The organism is Flavobacterium sp. FPG59 (assembly GCF_002150205.1).
Classification (GTDB): domain Bacteria; phylum Bacteroidota; class Bacteroidia; order Flavobacteriales; family Flavobacteriaceae; genus Flavobacterium.
In genome coordinates, this window is the sequence record NZ_MTCA01000048.1 from 1 (window position 1) to 19,245 (window position 19,245).

Genomic DNA, 19,245 nt, shown 5'->3' on the forward strand with positions numbered 1-19,245 from the left:
GCAGCATAAAAATTATGTACAATGTTTCTATTAAAAAATTTAATTTTATCGGATGCTTTATTTTCTGGATATTCCTTCAGAGAAAAAATAGAACACAATCCAAATGGTGATGTTGGTATTCTTCAAATGAAAGATATCAAAGACAACTATTTAAGTTTTGACTATCATAATGTTGATAAAGTTAGCGATTTTCTTTTTAAAGATAAATTTTACTTACAAAAGAACGATATACTATTTGTTTCAAAAGGCACAAATAACTTCGCTATAGCAGTTGAAAACGTCAATTTCAAAATAGTTCCTTCAGCTACATTCTTTGTAATTAGAGTAGAAGAAAAAAAAATCATACCAGAATATTTAGTTTGGTACATCAATCAAAAAGAAGCGCAAAATTACTTCAATGAAAAAAAAGCCGGTACTTATGTGCCCAATTTAAACAAGCAAGATATTATGGAACTCCCTGTAAAGGTACCTCCTCTAAAAACACAGAAAGCAATTGCTAAAACAGCAGTTTTACTAAACAAGGAAATTGAAATTCTTGACAAAATTAAATCGTTCAGAAAAGACCTAATCCAAAATCAATTATTAAAATCAATTAAAAATGACTAATACAAACCCAACTCAAGATCAAGTAAATAAAGCACTTTGGGGTGCATGTGATACTTTTAGAGGTGCTTTTGACTCTTCTGAATACAAGAATTACATTTTAGTTTTTATGTTTTTAAAATACATGAGTGATGTTTGGAAAGATCATTATGAAGAATATAAAATACAATATGGCGATGACGAAGAGCTGATCCAAAGAAAATTACAAAGAGAACGCTTTGTCTTGCCTGAAAACTGCTCATTTGATTATTTGTATGAAAACAGAAATGATAAAAACATTGGGGAAATTATAGATAAAGTACTTGCAAAAATAGAGGATAAAAACCTTGCAAAATTAGAAGGCGTTTTTAGAAACATATCTTTCAATTCAGATAAATTAGGTCAAACTAAAGATAGAAATAGAAGACTAAAAAACTTATTAGATGATTTTGCTAGTCCAATTCTAGATTTTAGACCTTCAAAACTAGGTAAAGTTGAAGATGTATTAGGTAATTCATACATGTATCTAATTGGTGAGTTTGCCAGTGGGGCAGGTAAAAAAGGCGGTGAATTTTATTCTCCTGATGAAGTTAGTGAATTATTGGCAAGGTTAGTAAATCCAAGTCCAGGAGACAGAATATGCGACCCTACTTGTGGTTCTGGCTCACTATTGATTAAAGTAGGAGAACAAGTAAAAGAAAAAGACGGTTCGAGATCCAAAGACTTTGCATTATATGGTCAAGAAAGTAACGGAGACACTTGGGCTTTAAGTAAACTTAACATGTTTTTACATGGTATGGATGGCGCTCGTATTGAATGGTGTGATACAATTAACAATCCACAATTAATTGAAGGAGAACACTTAATGAAGTTTAATATAGTTGTAGCAAATCCTCCTTTTAGTTTGGATAAATGGGGAGCTGAAAATGCCGAAACAGATCGTTTTAAAAGATTTCTAAGAGGTACACCACCAAAAAGTAAAGGAGATTATGCCTTTATTCTTCACATGATAGACACCACTTTACCTGACGGCAGAATTGGGGTAATAGTTCCACATGGCGTATTGTTCAGGGGAGCCGCTGAAGGTAAAATTCGTCAAAAACTGATTGAAGAAAACTTACTTGAAGCCGTAATAGGCTTACCAAGCAATCTCTTCTTTGGCACTGGTATCCCAGCTGCAATAATGATTTTAAACAAAGGAAAGAAATCAAAAGACGTTTTGTTTATTGACGCTAGTAAAGAATACCAAGACGGAAAAAAACAAAATAGACTGAGAGAAAATGATATTCAGAAAATTGTAACAACGTATCAAAATTTTGAAACTATTGAAAAATATAGTAATGTGGCTACTTTAAAAGAAATTAAGGATAATGATTTTAACCTAAACATACCTCGTTACGTTGATACTTTCGAAGAAGAAGAACCTATTGATTTAGCAAAAGTCAAAGAAGAAATTAATACGCTTGAAAGTGAATTAGCTGAAGTGAGAAAAGAAATGCAACACTATCTAGAAGAACTAGGATTATAAAAAATAGTAGCTATGAAATACACAGACCTAAAAAACAAAATTGATACTATTAAAGAAAAAATAGTTGAGAATGGAAAAATAACCAAAGAACACCTAAACATAATTAACAACAAGTTTCGTCTAGAATGGAATTTCAACTCCAATAGTATGGAAGGAAACACCCTTACTATTGAAGAAACAAGAAGTGTCATGGTGGGCAACTTAGATGTACGTCAAAAACCAATTAAAGACGTGCTGGAAATGAAAGGTCACGACGAAGTAATTTCTAACATTCTCAAAATTGGGAAAGCAGAATTGCGACTTTCCGAAAAAAGAATAAAAGAAATTCATGCAGGAATTATGCATGAAGAAGATTCACAAAAAAAGAAGAAGATTGGAAATTGGAAACCAGAAAATAATGAAATTTTCAATCACAAAGGAGAAAAATACACTTTTGTAGATTGGGAATTGGTGCCAGATAAAATGCATGATTTACTCAACAAAACCAATGCAGCCATTGACGCTATAATTGCGAATAATAAAAATGCTCCTCATCCTATTGATATCGCTTTACAATTTCATTTGGAATACTTAGAGATACACCCGTTTTATGACGGGAATGGTAGAACAGCACGTATTTTGACTAACCTTATTTTAATCTCTTTGGGCTACACCCCATTTTGGATTTCTAAATCGGAGCGTTTTGTGTATTACAATTACATTAGCGATATTCAGAGTTATGGCGGGGACAAAGAGGCTTTCTATCATTACGTTGCAGGCTTAATAGAACGTTCAGAACAATTGGTTTTAGATGTCATTGAAGGAAAAGATATTGAAGAGGAAGACGATGTAGAAAAAGAATTAGAAATCTTAAAACGTCAACTCAAAGTTAAAGATGATAAAGTAGTAGCAAAATCAAATGAAGCTATTAAAGAATTATATCAAAGCTCTTTTCGAAAATTGTTTGAGCAACTAATCGAAAAAACAAAAAAATTCGATGAAATGTTTGTAGAGAAAAAATTCCAAAGTTCTGGAGAAGGAAACCGGTCTTGGAACAAGGGAATTAAGTACTTTGATGAATTCTTTGAAAATTTATTTGAAAAAAAATCTAATTCAGATGCAGATTTTTATGGTGAAGAACCAAAACCTAAAAAAATAGACGAATTACGATTAAGCATTAGCTACAATGGGTTCAAACATGATGGCACCAACACTTTTGGTAGTTATACCAGCGTTTTTGTTATTTTTCAACAGTACTATTATATTATAAATGATACCAATAGTCAAAATGAAAAGGAGTATTTCTATAAAAAACTATATTCTGATCCATTAGCAGAAGAAGAAATCAAGGTCATTGTAAATAAACTGACTAAAAAGCTTTTAGAGGATATTAAAGCTTCCATAAAAAAACAGTAAAACATGAAGAGAGAGATACAAAATACAACAAATACCATTTTCGAACAAATCAAAGAAATTGATGAAAATGGTAATGAATTTTGGGGTGCTAGAAAACTATCTAAAGTTCTGGAGTACTCTGAATTCAGACACTTTCTACCTGTAATAGAAAGAGCAAAAGAGGCATGTAATAATAGTAACCAACCCATACAAGACCATTTCGAGGAAGCCCTCGAGATGGTATCAATAGGATCTGGAGCGGAAAGAAAAATGGAAAGCGTTAAACTGTCACGTTTTGCTTGTCAAATAATAGTGCAGAATGCAGACCAATCTAAACCTATGGTTCTGGAAGGTCTACACTATTTCAAAAAGAATGAAAACACAAGTGAAGTGATTCATTTTCAACAAGAAGGAAACTTGTTATTCTATACAACACCACAAGGGAATACACGTATTGATCTGTCCTATGATGGCGAAACTTTTTGGGTTACCCAAAAACAAATGGCTTCTCTTTTTGATATTGAAGTAAATACTATTAACTATCATTTACAGCAAATTTTCGAAACAGATGAACTTAATAAATATGCAGTTATTCGAAAAATTCGAATAACTGCACTAGATGGTAAATCCTACTTAACACAAGTTTATAATCTTGATGCTGTAATTGCAGTTGGGTACAGAGTAAACTCCTTTAAAGCAACACAATTTCGGATTTGGGCAACAAATATCTTAAAGGATTTTATTATAAAAGGCTTTGTCATGGATGACGAGCGTTTAAAACAAGGAAACGCTTTCGGGAAAGACCATTTTGAAGAATTACTAGAACGAATAAGAGAAATCCGTACTTCTGAAAGAAGGTTGTACCAAAAAATTACCGATATATATGCCACTGCTTCTGATTATAACAAAGAAGCTCCCACCACTAAGGATTTTTATGCCAAGGTACAAAACAAATTACATTGGGCTATAACAGGCCAAACGGCTGCAGAAATTATTCATACTAATGTCGATGCTAAGAAACCTTTCATGGGTTTGAAAACTTGGAAACGAGCTCCAGAAGGGAAAGTCTTAAAAACAGACGTTACAACTGCTAAAAATTACCTAGCTGAAAAACCGATTAAAGAGTTAAATCAAATAGTTTCAGCCTATTTAGATTTGGCAGAAAACAGAGCACAAAGACAAATTCCAACTACGATGGAACAATGGGCATCATTTCTTGATAATTTTTTGGAACTATCTTCTTATCCGGTTTTAGAAGACAAAGGAAAAATAAGTGCCGAAAGAGCCAGAATAAAGGCTTTAAAGGAATTTGAAAAATACCGTATCAAACAAGACCAAGATTATATATCAGATTTTGATAAAGAAGTAAAAAAAATAGCTCAACCTAAAAAGAAAAAAGACTAGTATGCCAAACAACAATAACACAATACCACAAGGCTGGCAAACTAAATCTTTAGGACAAATTGGTACGTTCCTCAAAGGAAAAGGAATCACTAAAGCAGAAATCATTGAGACAGGTAAACCTTGTATTCGATACGGACAAATATATTCCGAATACAACTATTTTGTTAAAGAATTTAAATCATTTATTGATGAAACATCAGCTAAAAAAAGTGAACCAATTTTTAAAAACGATTTGCTTTTTGCCGGCTCTGGCGAAACATTAACTGATATTGGTAAATGTGTAGCTTATATAAAAGATGAGGAAGCTTATGCTGGTGGAGATATTGTCATTCTACGTCCTAATTCAGAAGACTCACATTATTTGGGCTATTTATTTAATGCTGATGAATTCAAAAAACAAACTTATAAATTAGGACAAGGGCATTCAGTAGTACATTTATATTCAAGCAGTTTAAAAAATGTAAAAGTTACTCTACCACCTCTACCCGAGCAACAAAAAATAGCACAAATACTAGCTACTTGGGATAAAGCCATTAAGCTTCAACAACAACTCATTGACAATAAAAAACAATACAAAAAAGCAGTCATGAAAAAGTTGCTGACTGGTGAGGTTAGGTTTAAAGGGTTTAGAGAAAGATGGAGATTAAAGTCGCTTGATGAAATAGCTATTTTTAAAAACGGCAAAGGTCATGAAACGGTTGTTGATGAAAATGGAGAGTATATTATTGTTAATTCAAAATTTATCTCAACAGAAGGAAATGTGATAAAATATACAAATCAAAATTTATCTCCTTTAAATAAAAATGAAATTACTTTGGTAATGAGTGATATTCCAAATGGGAAAGCTCTAGCCAAATGTTTCTTTATTGATGAAGACAATAAATATAGCTTAAATCAAAGAATTTGTTCATTAAAACCTAAAACAGGAACAGACACTAGATTTCTATTTTACTTATTAAATCGAAATCAACATTTCTTGGAATTTAATAACGGTGTAAGTCAAACTAATTTGAGAAAAGATGAAGTTTTAGAGTGTCCTTTAATGATTCCAACTATAGAAGAGCAACAGAAGATCGCATTGCTTCTTTCAAAAGTAGACTGTGAAATAAAAGTACTAGAAAACGAATTAATTTCATTTCAAAAACAAAAAAAAGGATTAATGCAGCAGTTACTAACGGGTAAGGAGAGAGTTAAAAATTAAAAAAATATGACAAAAGTGGATTTAATAAATTTTCAGCAAGCATTAAATAATGCACAAGTATACAAACAAAGGCATTTACTATTAGGTAATGGATTTAGTATCGCTTGTGTTCCTACAATTTTTACATACCAGTCATTATTTAATGAAGCAGATTTTAAAGATAGTCCTCAAATTAAAAAGGCTTTTGAAATATTAAAAACAACAGATTTTGAATTGGTAATTCAAGCATTGGAACAATCCGGAAAACTGTTAGAGGGATACGATAATACACAATCCAAATTAGCAAGTCAAATGTTGGCTGATGCAGAAATAATAAAAGATATTTTAATTCAAACCATTGCTAACAATCACCCAGGATCTCCCGCTGATATCCCAGATGCTAAATTTAATGCTTGCAGTAATTTTTTATCCAACTTTATAACTAGTGGTAAAGTCTATACTTTAAATTATGATTTATTGTTATACTGGACGTTGATGTTTAATATGAATAATCAACAAAGTAAAATTTTGCCGTGTGATGGATTTGGTAGAGATACATTTATTAATTCTGGTGAAGTGGAAGTTTCAGATTATGTAACATGGCAAGGAACTTCTAAAGCTAAAGAACAAAACGTACATTATCTCCACGGGGCATTACACTTGTTTGATGCCGGGAGAGATTTACAAAAATATACCTGGATTGATACAGGAGTGCCTTTAGTAGATCAAACTAGATTAGCATTACAAGTTGATAAATTTCCAATATTTGTTTCAGAAGGCAATTGCGATAGCAAAATGGATAAAATTACACATAGCGCATACTTATATCATAATTTCAAAAGCTTTAGCGGTATCTGTTCAGGAACCTATTTTAAAAAGCCCGCTAGTTCATGTCTATTTACATATGGCGTTTCATTTGCTGAGAATGACAACCATATTCTAGAATGTATTTCAAAAGGCACTATTCAACATCTTTTTGTAGGTCTTTATGGTAATCCTGAAACAGATAGCAATCAACAAATAATAAAAAAAGCTCTTGAATTAGGTAAATATAGAAGTGAAATTTTTAAATTAAAAACAACCTTTTACGATGCTGAAAGTGCTAACGTATGGGGAAAAACAACATAAAAAATGAATGTACAATTACATCAATTACTAGGAACCTGGAGAAATCTAAACAATAATAAAATCATTGATTTTAATCTCCGGAGTAACAATTTCGGAGAAAACACAACTAAAGCAATGTTTACAATTTTTCAAAGGCAACCAGAAAACAAAACACTATATGAATGGCAGGGTGCTGTTGAAATTTTAAACCATGAAAATGATCTACCAGAAATCATCATTAATGATATTATCAAAACAGAACAAAAACCAGAGTACGAAAATTTAAAAATTTGGTCTTTCACCCCAAGTGAGATGTACTTAGAACTAGGCAATGGTGATAGAATATGTTTCAATAAGTTAGGAACTATTTTTAGTTAATCAAATATGATAAATTACAGCGAACAAAGCGACTCACAAAAACCTGCCATCAATCTGTTAAGTAAATTGGGCTGGGTTTATATTTTCCCAGAGGAAACCATTAAACAGCGTGGTGGATTACTATCTAATGTAATTTTAGAGGATATTCTAGCAGAACGTTTAAATGCAATTAACAGCTTTGAATACAAAGACAAAGAATATCCTTTTTCACATTCCAATATTCAATCGGCCATCAATGTCCTAAAAAACATTCCAGAAGAAAGCCTGGTAAAAACCAATGAAAACATTCATGATTTGCTTACATTAGGAAAAAGCTTCAACGAAACCATTCAAGGAGATCGTAAAGCTTACACTATGAAATACATTGATTGGGAAAACCCAGAAAAAAATGCCTATCATATAACAGATGAATTCGTGGTTGAAGGCATCAAAGAGAAAAGAAGACCTGATATTGTTCTTTTTATCAACGGCATTCCTTTCATTGTGATTGAAAACAAACGAAGAGACAAAAACACCTCGTTAACAGAGGCCATTTCACAACACATTCGCAATCAAAAAAGAGAAGAAGGTATTCCAAAACTGTATCATTACGCCAAAATATTATTGGCGGTGCAACCTAATGAAGTAAAATACGGCGCTGTTGGTACTCCTGAAAAATTCTGGGCGATATGGAAAGAAGACAATGAAAAAGAAGCTCAAAAACTTATAAACTCCTCTAAAAATGGCATCAAAAAAGAAGATCGTGAAGCTACCCTACAAGACAAATCACTTCTAAGCCTTTGTAGTATAGAGAGAGTTTTAGAATTTGTCTTTAAATATCTGGTTTATGATGGTCCAAACATTAAAGTACCTAGATACCAACAATATTTTGCGGTACAAAATACAATTGAAAGAGTAAAAGAAATTGATAAAACCAACAAAAGAAAAGGTGGTGTAATTTGGCATACAACAGGAAGCGGAAAATCATTAACTATGGTAATGATATCAAAAGCATTGGCTTTGGACAAAGAAATTCCTTCACCTAGAATTATTGTAGTTACTGATAGAATTGATTTAGATAACCAAATTTATAAAACCTTTAAAAATTGTGGCAAATCTGTTGAAAAAGCAAAAAGTGGTAGCGATTTAATCGAATTATTACAAGATAAAGGAAATGAAATAATAACTACCATTATCGATAAATTTCAAACGGCTACCAAGAATACTTCGTTTATAGACAATTCAGAAAACCTATTTGTTTTAGTCGATGAAAGCCATCGCAGCCAATACGGTACAGCGCATATCAATATGAAACGTGTATTACCTAATGCTTGTTACATAGGTTTCACTGGAACTCCATTAATGAAAAACGAGAAAAGTACCGCAAGAAAATTTGGTGGTTTCATTCATAAATACACAATCGATCAAGCTGTAAAAGATGGCGCAGTCTTGCCACTATTATATGAAGGTCGTTCCGCTCAACTCAGTGTGAATAAACAACAAATAGACAAAGGTTTTCAGCGATTATCAAGTGATCTAAATGAAGAAGCTCAAAAAGATTTAAAAAAGAAATTTACAAGTATTAGTAGAATTTATGAAAGCGAACAAGTAATAAATGAAATAGCTTATGATGTATCAAAACACTATACCCAAAACTGGCAAGGAGGAGTATTCAAAGCACAATTAGCGGTACCACGTATTGAAACAGCAATCCGATACCAAAAATATTTTGAAGAACAAACTGATCCAAAGCTAAAAATTAATTCTGCTGTAGTTTTCACCCCACCAGATAGCCGTCAGGATTACGAAGATGTTTGGAAAGATACCACAAACGAAGCAAAAAAATACTGGGCTTCATTGATGGAAAAATACAATGGTCAGGAAGAATACGAAAGATACATCATAAACAAATTCCAAGACGAAGGAACGGAAGTTGAATTAATAATTGTCGTTAGTAAGCTGCTTACAGGATTTGATGCGCCACGAAATACTATTTTGTATCTAGCTAAGCCATTACATTCTCACAACCTTTTACAAGCGATTGCAAGAGTAAATAGGCTATTTAGTGGTAAAGAACATGGTCACATCATTGATTATGTTGGTATCTTAGGAAAATTAGACGAAGCTTTAACTTCGTATGCTGCTTTTGAAGATTTTGACGAAGAAGACTTAACCAATACAATAGTCGATGTTGCTGAAGAAATTAGAAAAGTACCTTTACATCATGCTAATGTATGGGATTGCTTTAAAGAAGTCAATAATAAAAAGGATATAGAAGCACTTGAAAGGCATTTAGCGCCCAAAGATTTACGAGACGATTTTTATGAAACGTTGAGCCAATTTGCAAGAACATTACAAACCGCATTGGCTTCAAATGAATTTTATATCGAATTTTCAGAAGAACAAATTGAATTTTTCAAACAAGAATTAAAAATGTTTGTAAAACTCCGTGTCTCACTTCAAAACAGATATGCCGAAGTTGTATCCTATAAGGAATACGAGCCCCGGATTAAAAAATTGCTAGATACCTATGTTCAAGCTGACGATGTTATTGTAATAACCAAAGAATTAAACATTTTCGATAAGCAAATGGTAAACGAAGCCATTGAAGAATATGGCAAAACACCCGCTTCAAAAGCCGATTTCATTGCCCACAAAATGAAAAAAGTAATAACGGAAAACATCGAAAAAGACGAAGCTTTTTACAAAAAATTTTCTCAGTTGTTAGAAGACGCCATAAAATCATTTCAAGAAAACAGATTAACAGAAGCTGAATATCTAAAAGCGATATTAAATATAAGAGAACAATTTGAAAAAGGATATTTAGAAGATATTCCACAAACATTATTAAATAAACCAGAAGCTAGAGCTTTCTTTGGTGTATTGAGTGAAGTATTTGAAAACAATTTTGGGAAAGAAATTGCAATACAGCAAAAAGATGTTTTGGCCAATATTGGAATCGACATTTCAAAAATTATAGAAAAATTAATCATTAGAGATTGGAAAAAAAATATTGATGTAATTAAAGAAATAGAAAACGAAGTTGAAGATTACCTAATGGCGCATCGCAAATCTTTAGGTGTAGATATTACGTTCGATGCCATAGATATAATTTTAGAGAAATGTTTAAAAGTAGCTAAAAATAATTTTTAAGATGCATCAAATTCAATACGGTACAAAACAAATTACATTTTCTATAACTGAAAAGAAAAGAAAAACTATTGCCGTAGAAGTTCATCCCGATACTTCTGTACAAGTAAAGACCCCTTTTGATTGCTCGATTAATGACATCAAAAAAGTAGTTTCAAAACGTTCTCGTTGGATAATTACTCAACAAAAATTTTTTGAGCAGTTTCTTCCTGAAACCCCAAAAAGAGAATACGTAATTGGTGAAACACACAAATACTTGGGGCGCAAATACATTTTAAAAATTGAAGATTCAAATGAAAATAAAGTAAAAATTCGAGGAAGTTTCATTGTCATAAAAACTCAAAATAATAATACTGATAACATCAAACATTTAATGACAGAGTGGTATTATAAAAGAGCTTCAAAGATATTTGAAAAATTATATGAAGAAGCCCATAGAAATTTTACACAATACAAAATACAAAAACCAGAATTGCAGATTAAGCGCATGAAGAAGCGCTGGGGTAGCTATACTTCCTCTGACAAAATAGTTATTAACCCTGAGCTAATAAAAGCCTCTTCAGCTTGCATCAAATATGTTATGATACATGAATTGTGCCATCTGATCGAAAGAAACCACTCAAAAAGGTTCTATAATTTATTGGAAAATATAGCTCCAGATTGGAAACATTGGAAAATAAAATTAGAGAAAATGTAAATTAGATTAGTCAAAAGTTCTAATAGACAAAATATCCTTAGCTACACTGTATCCAAATATGATGTGAAAATAATTTGCTTAACCAAAGCAATTGACTCTTTAAGTTAGAGAAGTGACGAAATCACAACCAAAACATGACAATTTACATAAGAGCTCAAAAATATTTCACTCCCCCATTCACTCCCCTAAAAAAAATAAACCCCTCAATATCAACAGATATGAGGGGTTTTTTGTGGTCCCACCTGGGCTCGAACCAGGGACCACCTGATTATGAGTCAGGTGCTCTAACCAGCTGAGCTATAGGACCGGTTATGAGGTTGCAATATTACTACTATTTTTTAATTGCTACAAATAAATTCGACATAGTTTTTTAGTGTTTTATAAAAAAAATTATACCGTAAACCGAATGTATTGACTATTAACAACCTACATTTTATAAAAATTCGAATTATTGTATTTCTTGACACAATTCTATTAAAACTCCATTGGTACTTTTAGGATGCAAAAACACAACTAACTTGTTATCAGCTCCTTTTTTCGGAGTTTCATTAAGAACCACAAAGCCTTCTTGCTTTAATCGAGTAATTTCGGACTCAATATCTGCTACATCAAAAGCAATATGATGAATCCCTTCCCCTTTTTTCTCTAAAAACTTAGCTATTGGACTGTCTGGATGGGTTGCAGCTAGTAATTCAATCTTATTAGGACCGCTCTGAAAAAAAGAAGTAGTTACTCCCTCGCTCAGAACTTCTTCAAATTTATAAGCAGGTGCTCCAAACAATTTTTCAAAAACCAAGTTAGAAACCTCTAAATCTTTTACAGCAATTCCTATGTGTTCTATTTTTCTCATGAATCAATTTATCTTTATTTTAAAACATCCTGTACTTTGGTTCAGCAACCAATGCTGTAAAATTAGTATTTATATTCATAGACCAAAAATATCACTAACTCTATTCCTTTACTATTTATAATAAATCCTTAAAATATTTCGAAAGCATAAATTATAGTCGTTATTTTGTAAACTGAAATCAGAATTTATCATGTTGAAAAACAATCTCAAATACACATTTTTTTTAATTGTAATACTCCTTGCCAGTTGTGCAAAAAGAGGAAACATCACTGGAGGTCTCAAAGATACTATTGCGCCAGTGCTAAAGGTTAGTTTTCCTAAAAATTTCAGCACTAATTTCACAGGAAACAAAATCCAATTGGTGTTTGACGAAAATATCAAATTGAAAAACTTAAATAAGCAACTTATCATTTCTCCACCCATGAAAAATGAACCGCTTGTTCTTCCTACTACGCCAACAAAAACGTTAACAATTACGCTCAAAGATACTTTACAACCTAACACAACATACAACCTAAACTTCGGTCAAAGTATTGCTGATAATAACGAGGAGAACCCACTAAACCAGTTTAAATACGTGTTCTCTACAGGAGCAACCATTGATTCTTTGCAACTAGGAGGAACCATAAAAAGCGCCCTTGACAAAGAGGTAGAATCTTTCGTTTCGGTTATGCTGTATGAAGTAAACGAAAAATTTAATGACTCTGTAATTTACAAACAAAACCCAAGATACATTACAAATACTCTTGATAGTTTGAAAACTTTCAAATTAGAAAACCTTAAAGCTGGTAAATATTTACTTGTAGCGCTTAAGGACTACAATAACAATAATAAATTTGACCCTAAAAAAGACAAGATTGGGTTTGTAAAAGAATTTATATCTGTACCAAACGATACGCTTTATGAACTCGAGATCTTCAAAGAAAAGCTACCATTTAAGGCTGTTAAACCAGTACAAGCTGCTGGAAATAAACTTATAATGGGTTTTGAAGGAACAATAGACAACCTAAAGGATTTACCTAAATTAACACTGAAAGACAATACTACCGAAATAAATCACTTGGTTACCAAATTTCCAAAGAAGGATTCACTACAAATATGGTATAAACCTATAAAAACAGATTCCTTAAAGCTTTTTGTAAAAAAAGACAAGTATGAAACCAACTTTACTTTTAAAATTAAGGATCAAAAAAAAGATACTTTAAATATTACTCCTTTACAAATGGGCGACTTGAAATTCAGAGAGCAGTTTACTCTTGAAGCTAGTACGCCATTAATTAATATTGTAAACGAAAAAATAACTTTATTGGATAAAAACAAAAAATCGATTCCGTTTAAAACAGAATATGACGTATACAATCAACGCTTGTATTTTGACTTTAAAAAAGAACCTTTAGAAAACTACGTGATGACCGTTTTACCTGAAGCTTTTACTGATTTTTTTGAAAAAAAGAATGACACCTTAACCTTTAAATTCTCTACCCGAAACACCTCTGATTATGGAAATTTGAGTGTGAATCTTCAAAAGGTAAAAAGTTATCCTGTACTGATTGAGTTAACAAATGCAAAAGGTGATGTACTAGCCTCTGAATACACCACAGAGAACAGCACTGTCAATTTCAATTTAATAGAACCTGCACAATATACACTTAGAGCCACTTATGACACCAATAAAAACGGCAAGTGGGATCCGGGTGATTTCCTTAAGAAACTGCAAGCCGAAGAAGTGATTTATTTTTCGAAAGAAATGGATGTGCGTGCCAATTGGGATGTTAACCAACTCTTTGACCTAAGTATTCCGTACACCCCCGAAATTAAAAAGAAAGCAACAAACAAAAAACGACTTTAGTTATCTTTGATCTCAAATACATCACGATCATTTAGAAAACCAAGTTTCTGTCTCGTTTCAACTAACTTTTCCTTATTTAATGTTACTACAAAACTACCTTCAATTTGGGTAGGCTCTTGTAAATAATGACCTAAAAAATCAACGGCTTGAGAATGCCCTACATATTCATACCCATTACCATCAGCTCCTAATCTGTTAACTCCTACAACATAACACATGTTCTCAACAGCTCGAGCCTGAAGTAAAATATCCCAAGCATTTACCCTTGTTTTTGGCCAGCTTGCTACATAAACTAATAAGTCATAATCCTCTGTATTTCTGGAAAAAACAGGAAAACGCAAATCATAACAGATTAAAGGACAAATTTTCCAACCTAAATAGTCAATAATATACTTTTCTTTACCTGCTACATAGGCTATGTTTTCACCAGACAATGTAAACAAATGTTTCTTGTCATAATACTCTACCTTTCCAGTAGGCGCAACAAAAACGAACCTGTTAAAAAAATGATCATCCTCTGTGATCACGAGACTACCCATAAAAGCACAATTTCTACTGGAAGCAAGTTGTTTTAACCAAGTTAAGGTTTCACCCTGCATACCTTCAGCAACACGTTCAGGATTCATGGTAAAACCACTAGTAAACATCTCTGGCAAGACTATTATTTGTACATCAAGTTGTATTTCATTAATTATGGATTCGAAATACACACGATTTTCATTTGGATTTTCCCATGACAACGGAGCTTGAATAAAGGCTATTTTCATTTTTTTCTAATTTTCTATAAAAATAACAATTCTATACGTACTGTAACTTCCTTACATTAGCAAAAAAAAACAAATCATGAAAAAAATATTAGTTGCCATTGTGCTATTAAGTCAATTAGCTCTTCAAGCACAAGAAAAAACTGGCGCGCAACAATTTTGGGAAAACTTACAAAAACAGTGCGGAAAATCGTTTGAAGGAGAAATTAAAGAAGGCGCTTCAAATGATACTTTTAGGGATAAAAAATTAGTAATCCATGTAAGAAGCTGCACCAAAAACACCATTAAAATTCCGTTTTTTGTTGGCGAAGACAAATCAAGAACTTGGGTTTTAACGTTTGAAAACGACAGAATTAAACTTAAACACGATCACAGACACGAGGATGGAACTGAAGATAAAGTGACACAGTACGGCGGGACGAGTCCAAATTCAGGTAATGCTGGTATTCAATTTTTTCCAGCAGATCAAGAAACATTAAATTTAATTCCGAACGCCGCAACTAATGTCTGGTGGATTACAATTGATGAGAGCGCGTTTACCTATAACTTAAGACGCATTGGTTCTGATAGATTGTTTACGGTAAAATTTGATTTAACAAAAGCAGTAGCAACACCCACTGCTCCATGGGGATGGAAAGACTAGAACACTTTTTAAACCTAACATTTAGACACAAAAAAAAACGCATTCAACTTTGAGATTGAATGCGTTTTTTATAATTATGAATTGTTTGTCCTAAGAATCTAATTTTTAAGACTAACTAATTATCCTTTTAAACTAGCCGATAAATATTCTCTATTCATTCTGGCAATGTTTTCAAGTGAAATACCTTTTGGACATTCAACTTCGCATGCACCAGTATTGGTACAGTTACCAAAACCTTCAGCATCCATTTGAGCAACCATGTTCATTACACGATCAGCAGCCTCAACTTTACCTTGTGGTAATAAAGCATACTGTGATACTTTTGCCGATACGAAAAGCATAGCAGATGAGTTCTTACAACTTGCCACACATGCACCGCAACCAATACAGGTAGCAGCATCAAACGCTCTATCAGCATCGTGCTTAGGAATCAAAATTGCATTAGCATCTGTTGGTTTTCCTGAAGTATTTACAGATACAAATCCTCCTGCATGTTGAATTCTATCAAAAGCACTCCTGTCAACAACTAAATCTTTGATAACTGGAAAAGCTTTGGCTCTAAACGGCTCTATAAAAATAGTATCACCGTCTTTAAACATTCTCATGTGTAATTGACAAGTAGGAACACGTCTATCTGGACCATGTGCTTCACCATTGATATACAAAGAACATGAACCGCAAATTCCCTCACGACAGTCATGATCAAAAGAAACAGGTAAATCCCCTTTCTCTATTAAGCCTTCGTTAAGTACATCTAGCATTTCAAGGAAAGACATGTCCTCTTCAATACCATCTAATGGATACTCTACGATTTTACCTTCTGCTTTGGCGTTGGCTTGACGCCATATTTTTAATGTAAGTTTCATATTTTCTTTCGTTTGAAAGTCTTAGATACAAAAGTGGTACTACCATCATTTTTATCTCGGACTGATTCCTATTTATAACTACGCGTTACTAGTTTAACATTGTCATAGACTAATGGCTCCTTATGAAGTATAGCTTCACTTGGTTTACCCATGTACTCCCATGCAGCAACGTAAGCAAAGTTTTCGTCATCACGCTGTGCTTCACCATCCTCAGATTGGTATTCTTCACGGAAGTGACCTCCACAAGATTCGTTACGGTGTAATGCATCTTTAGCAAACAACTCACCTAATTCTAAGAAATCAGCAACACGACCTGCTTTATCAAGCTCTTGGTTGAAACTGTATGCATCTCCAGGAACTTTTACATCTCTGTAAAACTCTTCTCTTAAAGCTGCAATTTCTTCGATTGCTTCAGTTAATCCTTTTGCGTTACGCGCCATACCCACTTTGTTCCACATGATTTTTCCAAGTTTCTTATGGAAATAATCAACAGAATGCGTACCGTTATTATTAATTAACTGATCAATACGTGCTTTTACATTTTTCTCAGCTTCAACAAATTCAGGTAAATCAGTAGAAATTTTTCCTGTTTTAATGTCTGGTGCTAAATAATCACCTATTGTGTATGGCAATACAAAGTATCCATCAGCTAAACCTTGCATTAAAGCCGAAGCTCCAAGACGGTTTGCTCCGTGATCAGAGAAGTTAGCTTCTCCAATACTGAAACAGCCAGGAATTGTAGTTTGTAAGTTATAATCAACCCAAATACCACCCATAGTATAGTGTACTGCTGGATAAATCATCATTGGAGTTGTGTATGGATCCTCATCAACGATTTTCTCATACATTTGGAATAAGTTTCCGTATTTATTAGCCACAATAGCAGCTCCTAATTTTGTTACTAACGCTTTGTCATTGGCATCAAGACCTTTAACATACGCTTGTTCTTTACCGTAACGCTCAATTGCTGCTGCAAAATCTAAGTAAACTGCTTCACCAGTTTTGTTCACACCAAAACCAGCATCACATCTCTCTTTGGCTGCGCGCGAAGCGATATCTCTAGGCACTAAGTTACCAAATGCTGGGTAACGACGCTCTAAGTAATAATCTCTGTCAGCTTCAGCAATTTGTGTTGGCTTCAATTTCCCTTCACGAATAGCTTGTGCATCCTCTAATTTTGCAGGAACCCAAATACGTCCGTCATTACGTAATGACTCAGACATCAAAGTCAATTTAGACTGGTGATCACCAGAAACTGGGATACAAGTTGGGTGAATTTGTGTGTAGCATGGGTTAGCAAAGAAAGCTCCTTTTTTGTGCACTTTCCATGCAGCAGTAGCGTTACTTCCCATGGCATAAGTTGACAAGAAAAATACGTTACCGTAACCTCCAGAAGCAATTACAACTGCATGTGCAGAGTGACGCTCTAGCTCACCTGTTACCAAGTTACGAGCAATAATTCCTCTTGCTTTACCATCAACAAGAACTAAATCTTGCATTTCGTGACGTGTGTATGATTTTATCTTACCACGACCTATTTGACGGTTCATAGCAGAATAAGCTCCTAATAATAATTGTTGACCTGTTTGACCTTTTGCATAAAAAGTTCTAGCAACTAATGTTCCACCAAAAGAACGGTTATCAAGCAAACCACCGTACTCACGTGCCAATGGCACACCTTGCATAACACACTGGTCAATAATATTTACAGAAACTTCTGCAAGTCTATGTACGTTTGCTTCTCTAGAGCGGTAATCTCCTCCTTTTACCGTATCGTAAAACAAACGGAAAGTAGAGTCACCATCACCTTGATAGTTTTTTGCTGCGTTGATACCACCTTGTGCAGCAATAGAGTGTGCACGACGAGGTGAATCTTGAAAGCAAAATGTTTTAACGTTATATCCTAATTCAGCTAAAGTTGCAGCAGCAGATCCTCCTGCAAGACCAGTACCTACAACAATAATATCAATATTACGTTTGTTAGCTGGGTTAACTAAATTGATGTGATTTTTATAATTTGTCCATTTGTCCGCTATTGGACCATTTGGTATTTTTGAATCTAAAGCCATTTATAATTTAATATTAATGATTAAAATGATGAAATAATGCAATGAAAATAAAGCCTACAGGAACTACAATTGCAAAAGCATATCCCAATTTGTGTAATGATCTAGAGTATTTATTGTTGAACCCTACAGATTGAAATGAAGAGTTGAAACCGTGCCACAAGTGTAATGCTAATAATACAAATGAAACACAATAAATAGCAGTACGGATAGGATCAACAAATTTATGTTGCAACTCACCAAAATAACGAGTCTCATCAAGTGGATTTACCTCTACATACTTGTAAACCATTTCTGGAATCCAAAAATCATAAAAGTGTAAAAGCATGAAAGCTAATACAACAGCTCCAGAAATAATCATGTTACGTGATGCCCATGATGAACTAGCTGCACCATTATTTTTTACATATTTAATAGGCCTTGCACTTTTGTTTTGAAGATCTAAAACGATACCCATAATAAAGTGAAAAATAACACCTATAATAAGAATAGGTTGAATAACAAACTGAACAACCGGATTATTACCCATAAAATGAGAAATCTCATTGAATGTGTCTGGACTAAAAACCGAAGTACTGTTTATAAAAAAATGTTGTGCTAAAAATAAAATTAAGAAAAGTCCAGAAAGCGCCATAGCTACTTTTTTTGCAATCGATGACTTTAATAATGAAGATTTTGCCATAAGAATTTAGTTGTATTAATTTAAAAAATCATACAAAAATAGGGCAATTAGAAATGAACTACAACCTTTTCGCTATAATTTATAATGATTTTAAAGTGTTACATCACAAAACTAAATAAACCCATATAAATCAAGACCTAGAACAC

The 19,245-nt window shown here is 33.1% G+C and carries 16 protein-coding genes and 1 tRNA gene; 11 read left to right on the plus strand and 6 right to left on the minus strand.

Annotation, left to right across the window (positions count from 1 at the left end):
• Positions 1-21 precede the first annotated feature (21 nt).
• From FPG59_RS06725 to FPG59_RS06765, 9 genes are read left to right on the plus strand one after another with little or no spacing between them, the layout of a single operon-like run.
• Positions 22-606, plus strand: coding sequence for a restriction endonuclease subunit S (locus FPG59_RS06725; RefSeq protein WP_086453857.1), 585 nt, complete (start codon positions 22-24; stop codon positions 604-606).
• Positions 599-2,110, plus strand: coding sequence for a type I restriction-modification system subunit M (locus tag FPG59_RS06730; RefSeq protein WP_086453858.1), 1,512 nt, complete (start codon positions 599-601; stop codon positions 2,108-2,110). Before FPG59_RS06725 ends, FPG59_RS06730 begins: the two co-directional genes overlap by 8 nt.
• Before the next feature lie 12 nt (positions 2,111-2,122).
• On the plus strand, positions 2,123-3,505 hold the full coding sequence (locus tag FPG59_RS06735) for a Fic family protein (protein ID WP_086453859.1): 1,383 nt from the start codon (positions 2,123-2,125) through the stop codon (positions 3,503-3,505).
• 3 nt (positions 3,506-3,508) lie between these two features.
• Positions 3,509-4,888: a RhuM family protein gene (rhuM, locus tag FPG59_RS06740; RefSeq protein WP_086453860.1), complete on the plus strand. Its 1,380-nt coding sequence runs from the start codon at positions 3,509-3,511 to the stop codon at positions 4,886-4,888.
• A gap of 1 nt (position 4,889) precedes the next feature.
• Entirely contained in the window at positions 4,890-6,089 is a 1,200-nt protein-coding gene (locus FPG59_RS06745; RefSeq protein WP_086453861.1) for a restriction endonuclease subunit S, read from the plus strand.
• Between the two features lie 6 nt (positions 6,090-6,095).
• Entirely contained in the window at positions 6,096-7,196 is a 1,101-nt protein-coding gene (locus FPG59_RS06750; RefSeq protein ID WP_086453862.1) for a DUF4917 family protein, read from the plus strand.
• A gap of 3 nt (positions 7,197-7,199) precedes the next feature.
• Positions 7,200-7,553 (plus strand): hypothetical protein, encoded by a 354-nt coding sequence (locus FPG59_RS06755; protein WP_086453863.1) that lies wholly within the window; start codon positions 7,200-7,202, stop codon positions 7,551-7,553.
• A 6-nt stretch (positions 7,554-7,559) separates the two neighbouring features.
• Positions 7,560-10,685 carry a type I restriction endonuclease subunit R gene (locus FPG59_RS06760; RefSeq protein WP_086453864.1) on the plus strand — a complete coding sequence of 1,042 codons (3,126 nt, stop codon included), beginning with the start codon at positions 7,560-7,562 and terminating at the stop codon, positions 10,683-10,685.
• 1 nt (position 10,686) lies between these two features.
• Positions 10,687-11,379, plus strand: a complete 693-nt coding sequence (locus FPG59_RS06765) for a M48 family metallopeptidase (RefSeq protein WP_086453865.1) — start codon at positions 10,687-10,689, stop codon at positions 11,377-11,379.
• A gap of 233 nt (positions 11,380-11,612) precedes the next feature.
• Here the strand turns inward: FPG59_RS06765 and FPG59_RS06770 are convergent.
• Positions 11,613-11,686 (minus strand) — tRNA-Ile (locus tag FPG59_RS06770).
• Positions 11,687-11,827: 141 nt separating this feature from the next.
• Positions 11,828-12,229 carry a methylmalonyl-CoA epimerase gene (gene mce / locus FPG59_RS06775; protein ID WP_086453866.1) on the minus strand — a complete coding sequence of 134 codons (402 nt, stop codon included), beginning with the start codon at positions 12,227-12,229 and terminating at the stop codon, positions 11,828-11,830.
• A gap of 190 nt (positions 12,230-12,419) precedes the next feature.
• On the opposite strand from mce, the gene FPG59_RS06780 reads away from it, so the two are divergent.
• Positions 12,420-14,078 (plus strand): Ig-like domain-containing protein, encoded by a 1,659-nt coding sequence (locus FPG59_RS06780; RefSeq protein WP_086453867.1) that lies wholly within the window; start codon positions 12,420-12,422, stop codon positions 14,076-14,078.
• Here the strand turns inward: FPG59_RS06780 and FPG59_RS06785 are convergent.
• The gene (locus tag FPG59_RS06785; protein ID WP_086453868.1) at positions 14,075-14,845 is read right to left on the minus strand and encodes a nitrilase family protein; all 771 of its coding nucleotides are present in this window, start codon (positions 14,843-14,845) and stop codon (positions 14,075-14,077) included. The two genes, FPG59_RS06780 and FPG59_RS06785, sit on opposite strands and share 4 nt — an antisense overlap.
• A gap of 76 nt (positions 14,846-14,921) precedes the next feature.
• Here FPG59_RS06785 and FPG59_RS06790 point away from each other — a divergent pair, with 76 nt between their 5' ends.
• Positions 14,922-15,485: a hypothetical protein gene (locus FPG59_RS06790; protein WP_086453869.1), complete on the plus strand. Its 564-nt coding sequence runs from the start codon at positions 14,922-14,924 to the stop codon at positions 15,483-15,485.
• A 119-nt stretch (positions 15,486-15,604) separates the two neighbouring features.
• Here FPG59_RS06790 and FPG59_RS06795 read toward each other — a convergent pair whose 3' ends face one another.
• The 3 genes from FPG59_RS06795 to FPG59_RS06805 all read right to left on the minus strand — a co-directional run bounded on the left by FPG59_RS06795 (position 15,605) and on the right by FPG59_RS06805 (position 19,099).
• Positions 15,605-16,351 carry a succinate dehydrogenase/fumarate reductase iron-sulfur subunit gene (locus FPG59_RS06795; RefSeq protein WP_086453870.1) on the minus strand — a complete coding sequence of 249 codons (747 nt, stop codon included), beginning with the start codon at positions 16,349-16,351 and terminating at the stop codon, positions 15,605-15,607.
• Positions 16,352-16,419: 68 nt separating this feature from the next.
• Positions 16,420-18,420: a fumarate reductase/succinate dehydrogenase flavoprotein subunit gene (locus FPG59_RS06800; protein ID WP_086453871.1), complete on the minus strand. Its 2,001-nt coding sequence runs from the start codon at positions 18,418-18,420 to the stop codon at positions 16,420-16,422.
• A 13-nt stretch (positions 18,421-18,433) separates the two neighbouring features.
• Positions 18,434-19,099: a succinate dehydrogenase cytochrome b subunit gene (locus FPG59_RS06805; protein ID WP_086453872.1), complete on the minus strand. Its 666-nt coding sequence runs from the start codon at positions 19,097-19,099 to the stop codon at positions 18,434-18,436.
• Positions 19,100-19,245 lie beyond the last annotated feature (146 nt).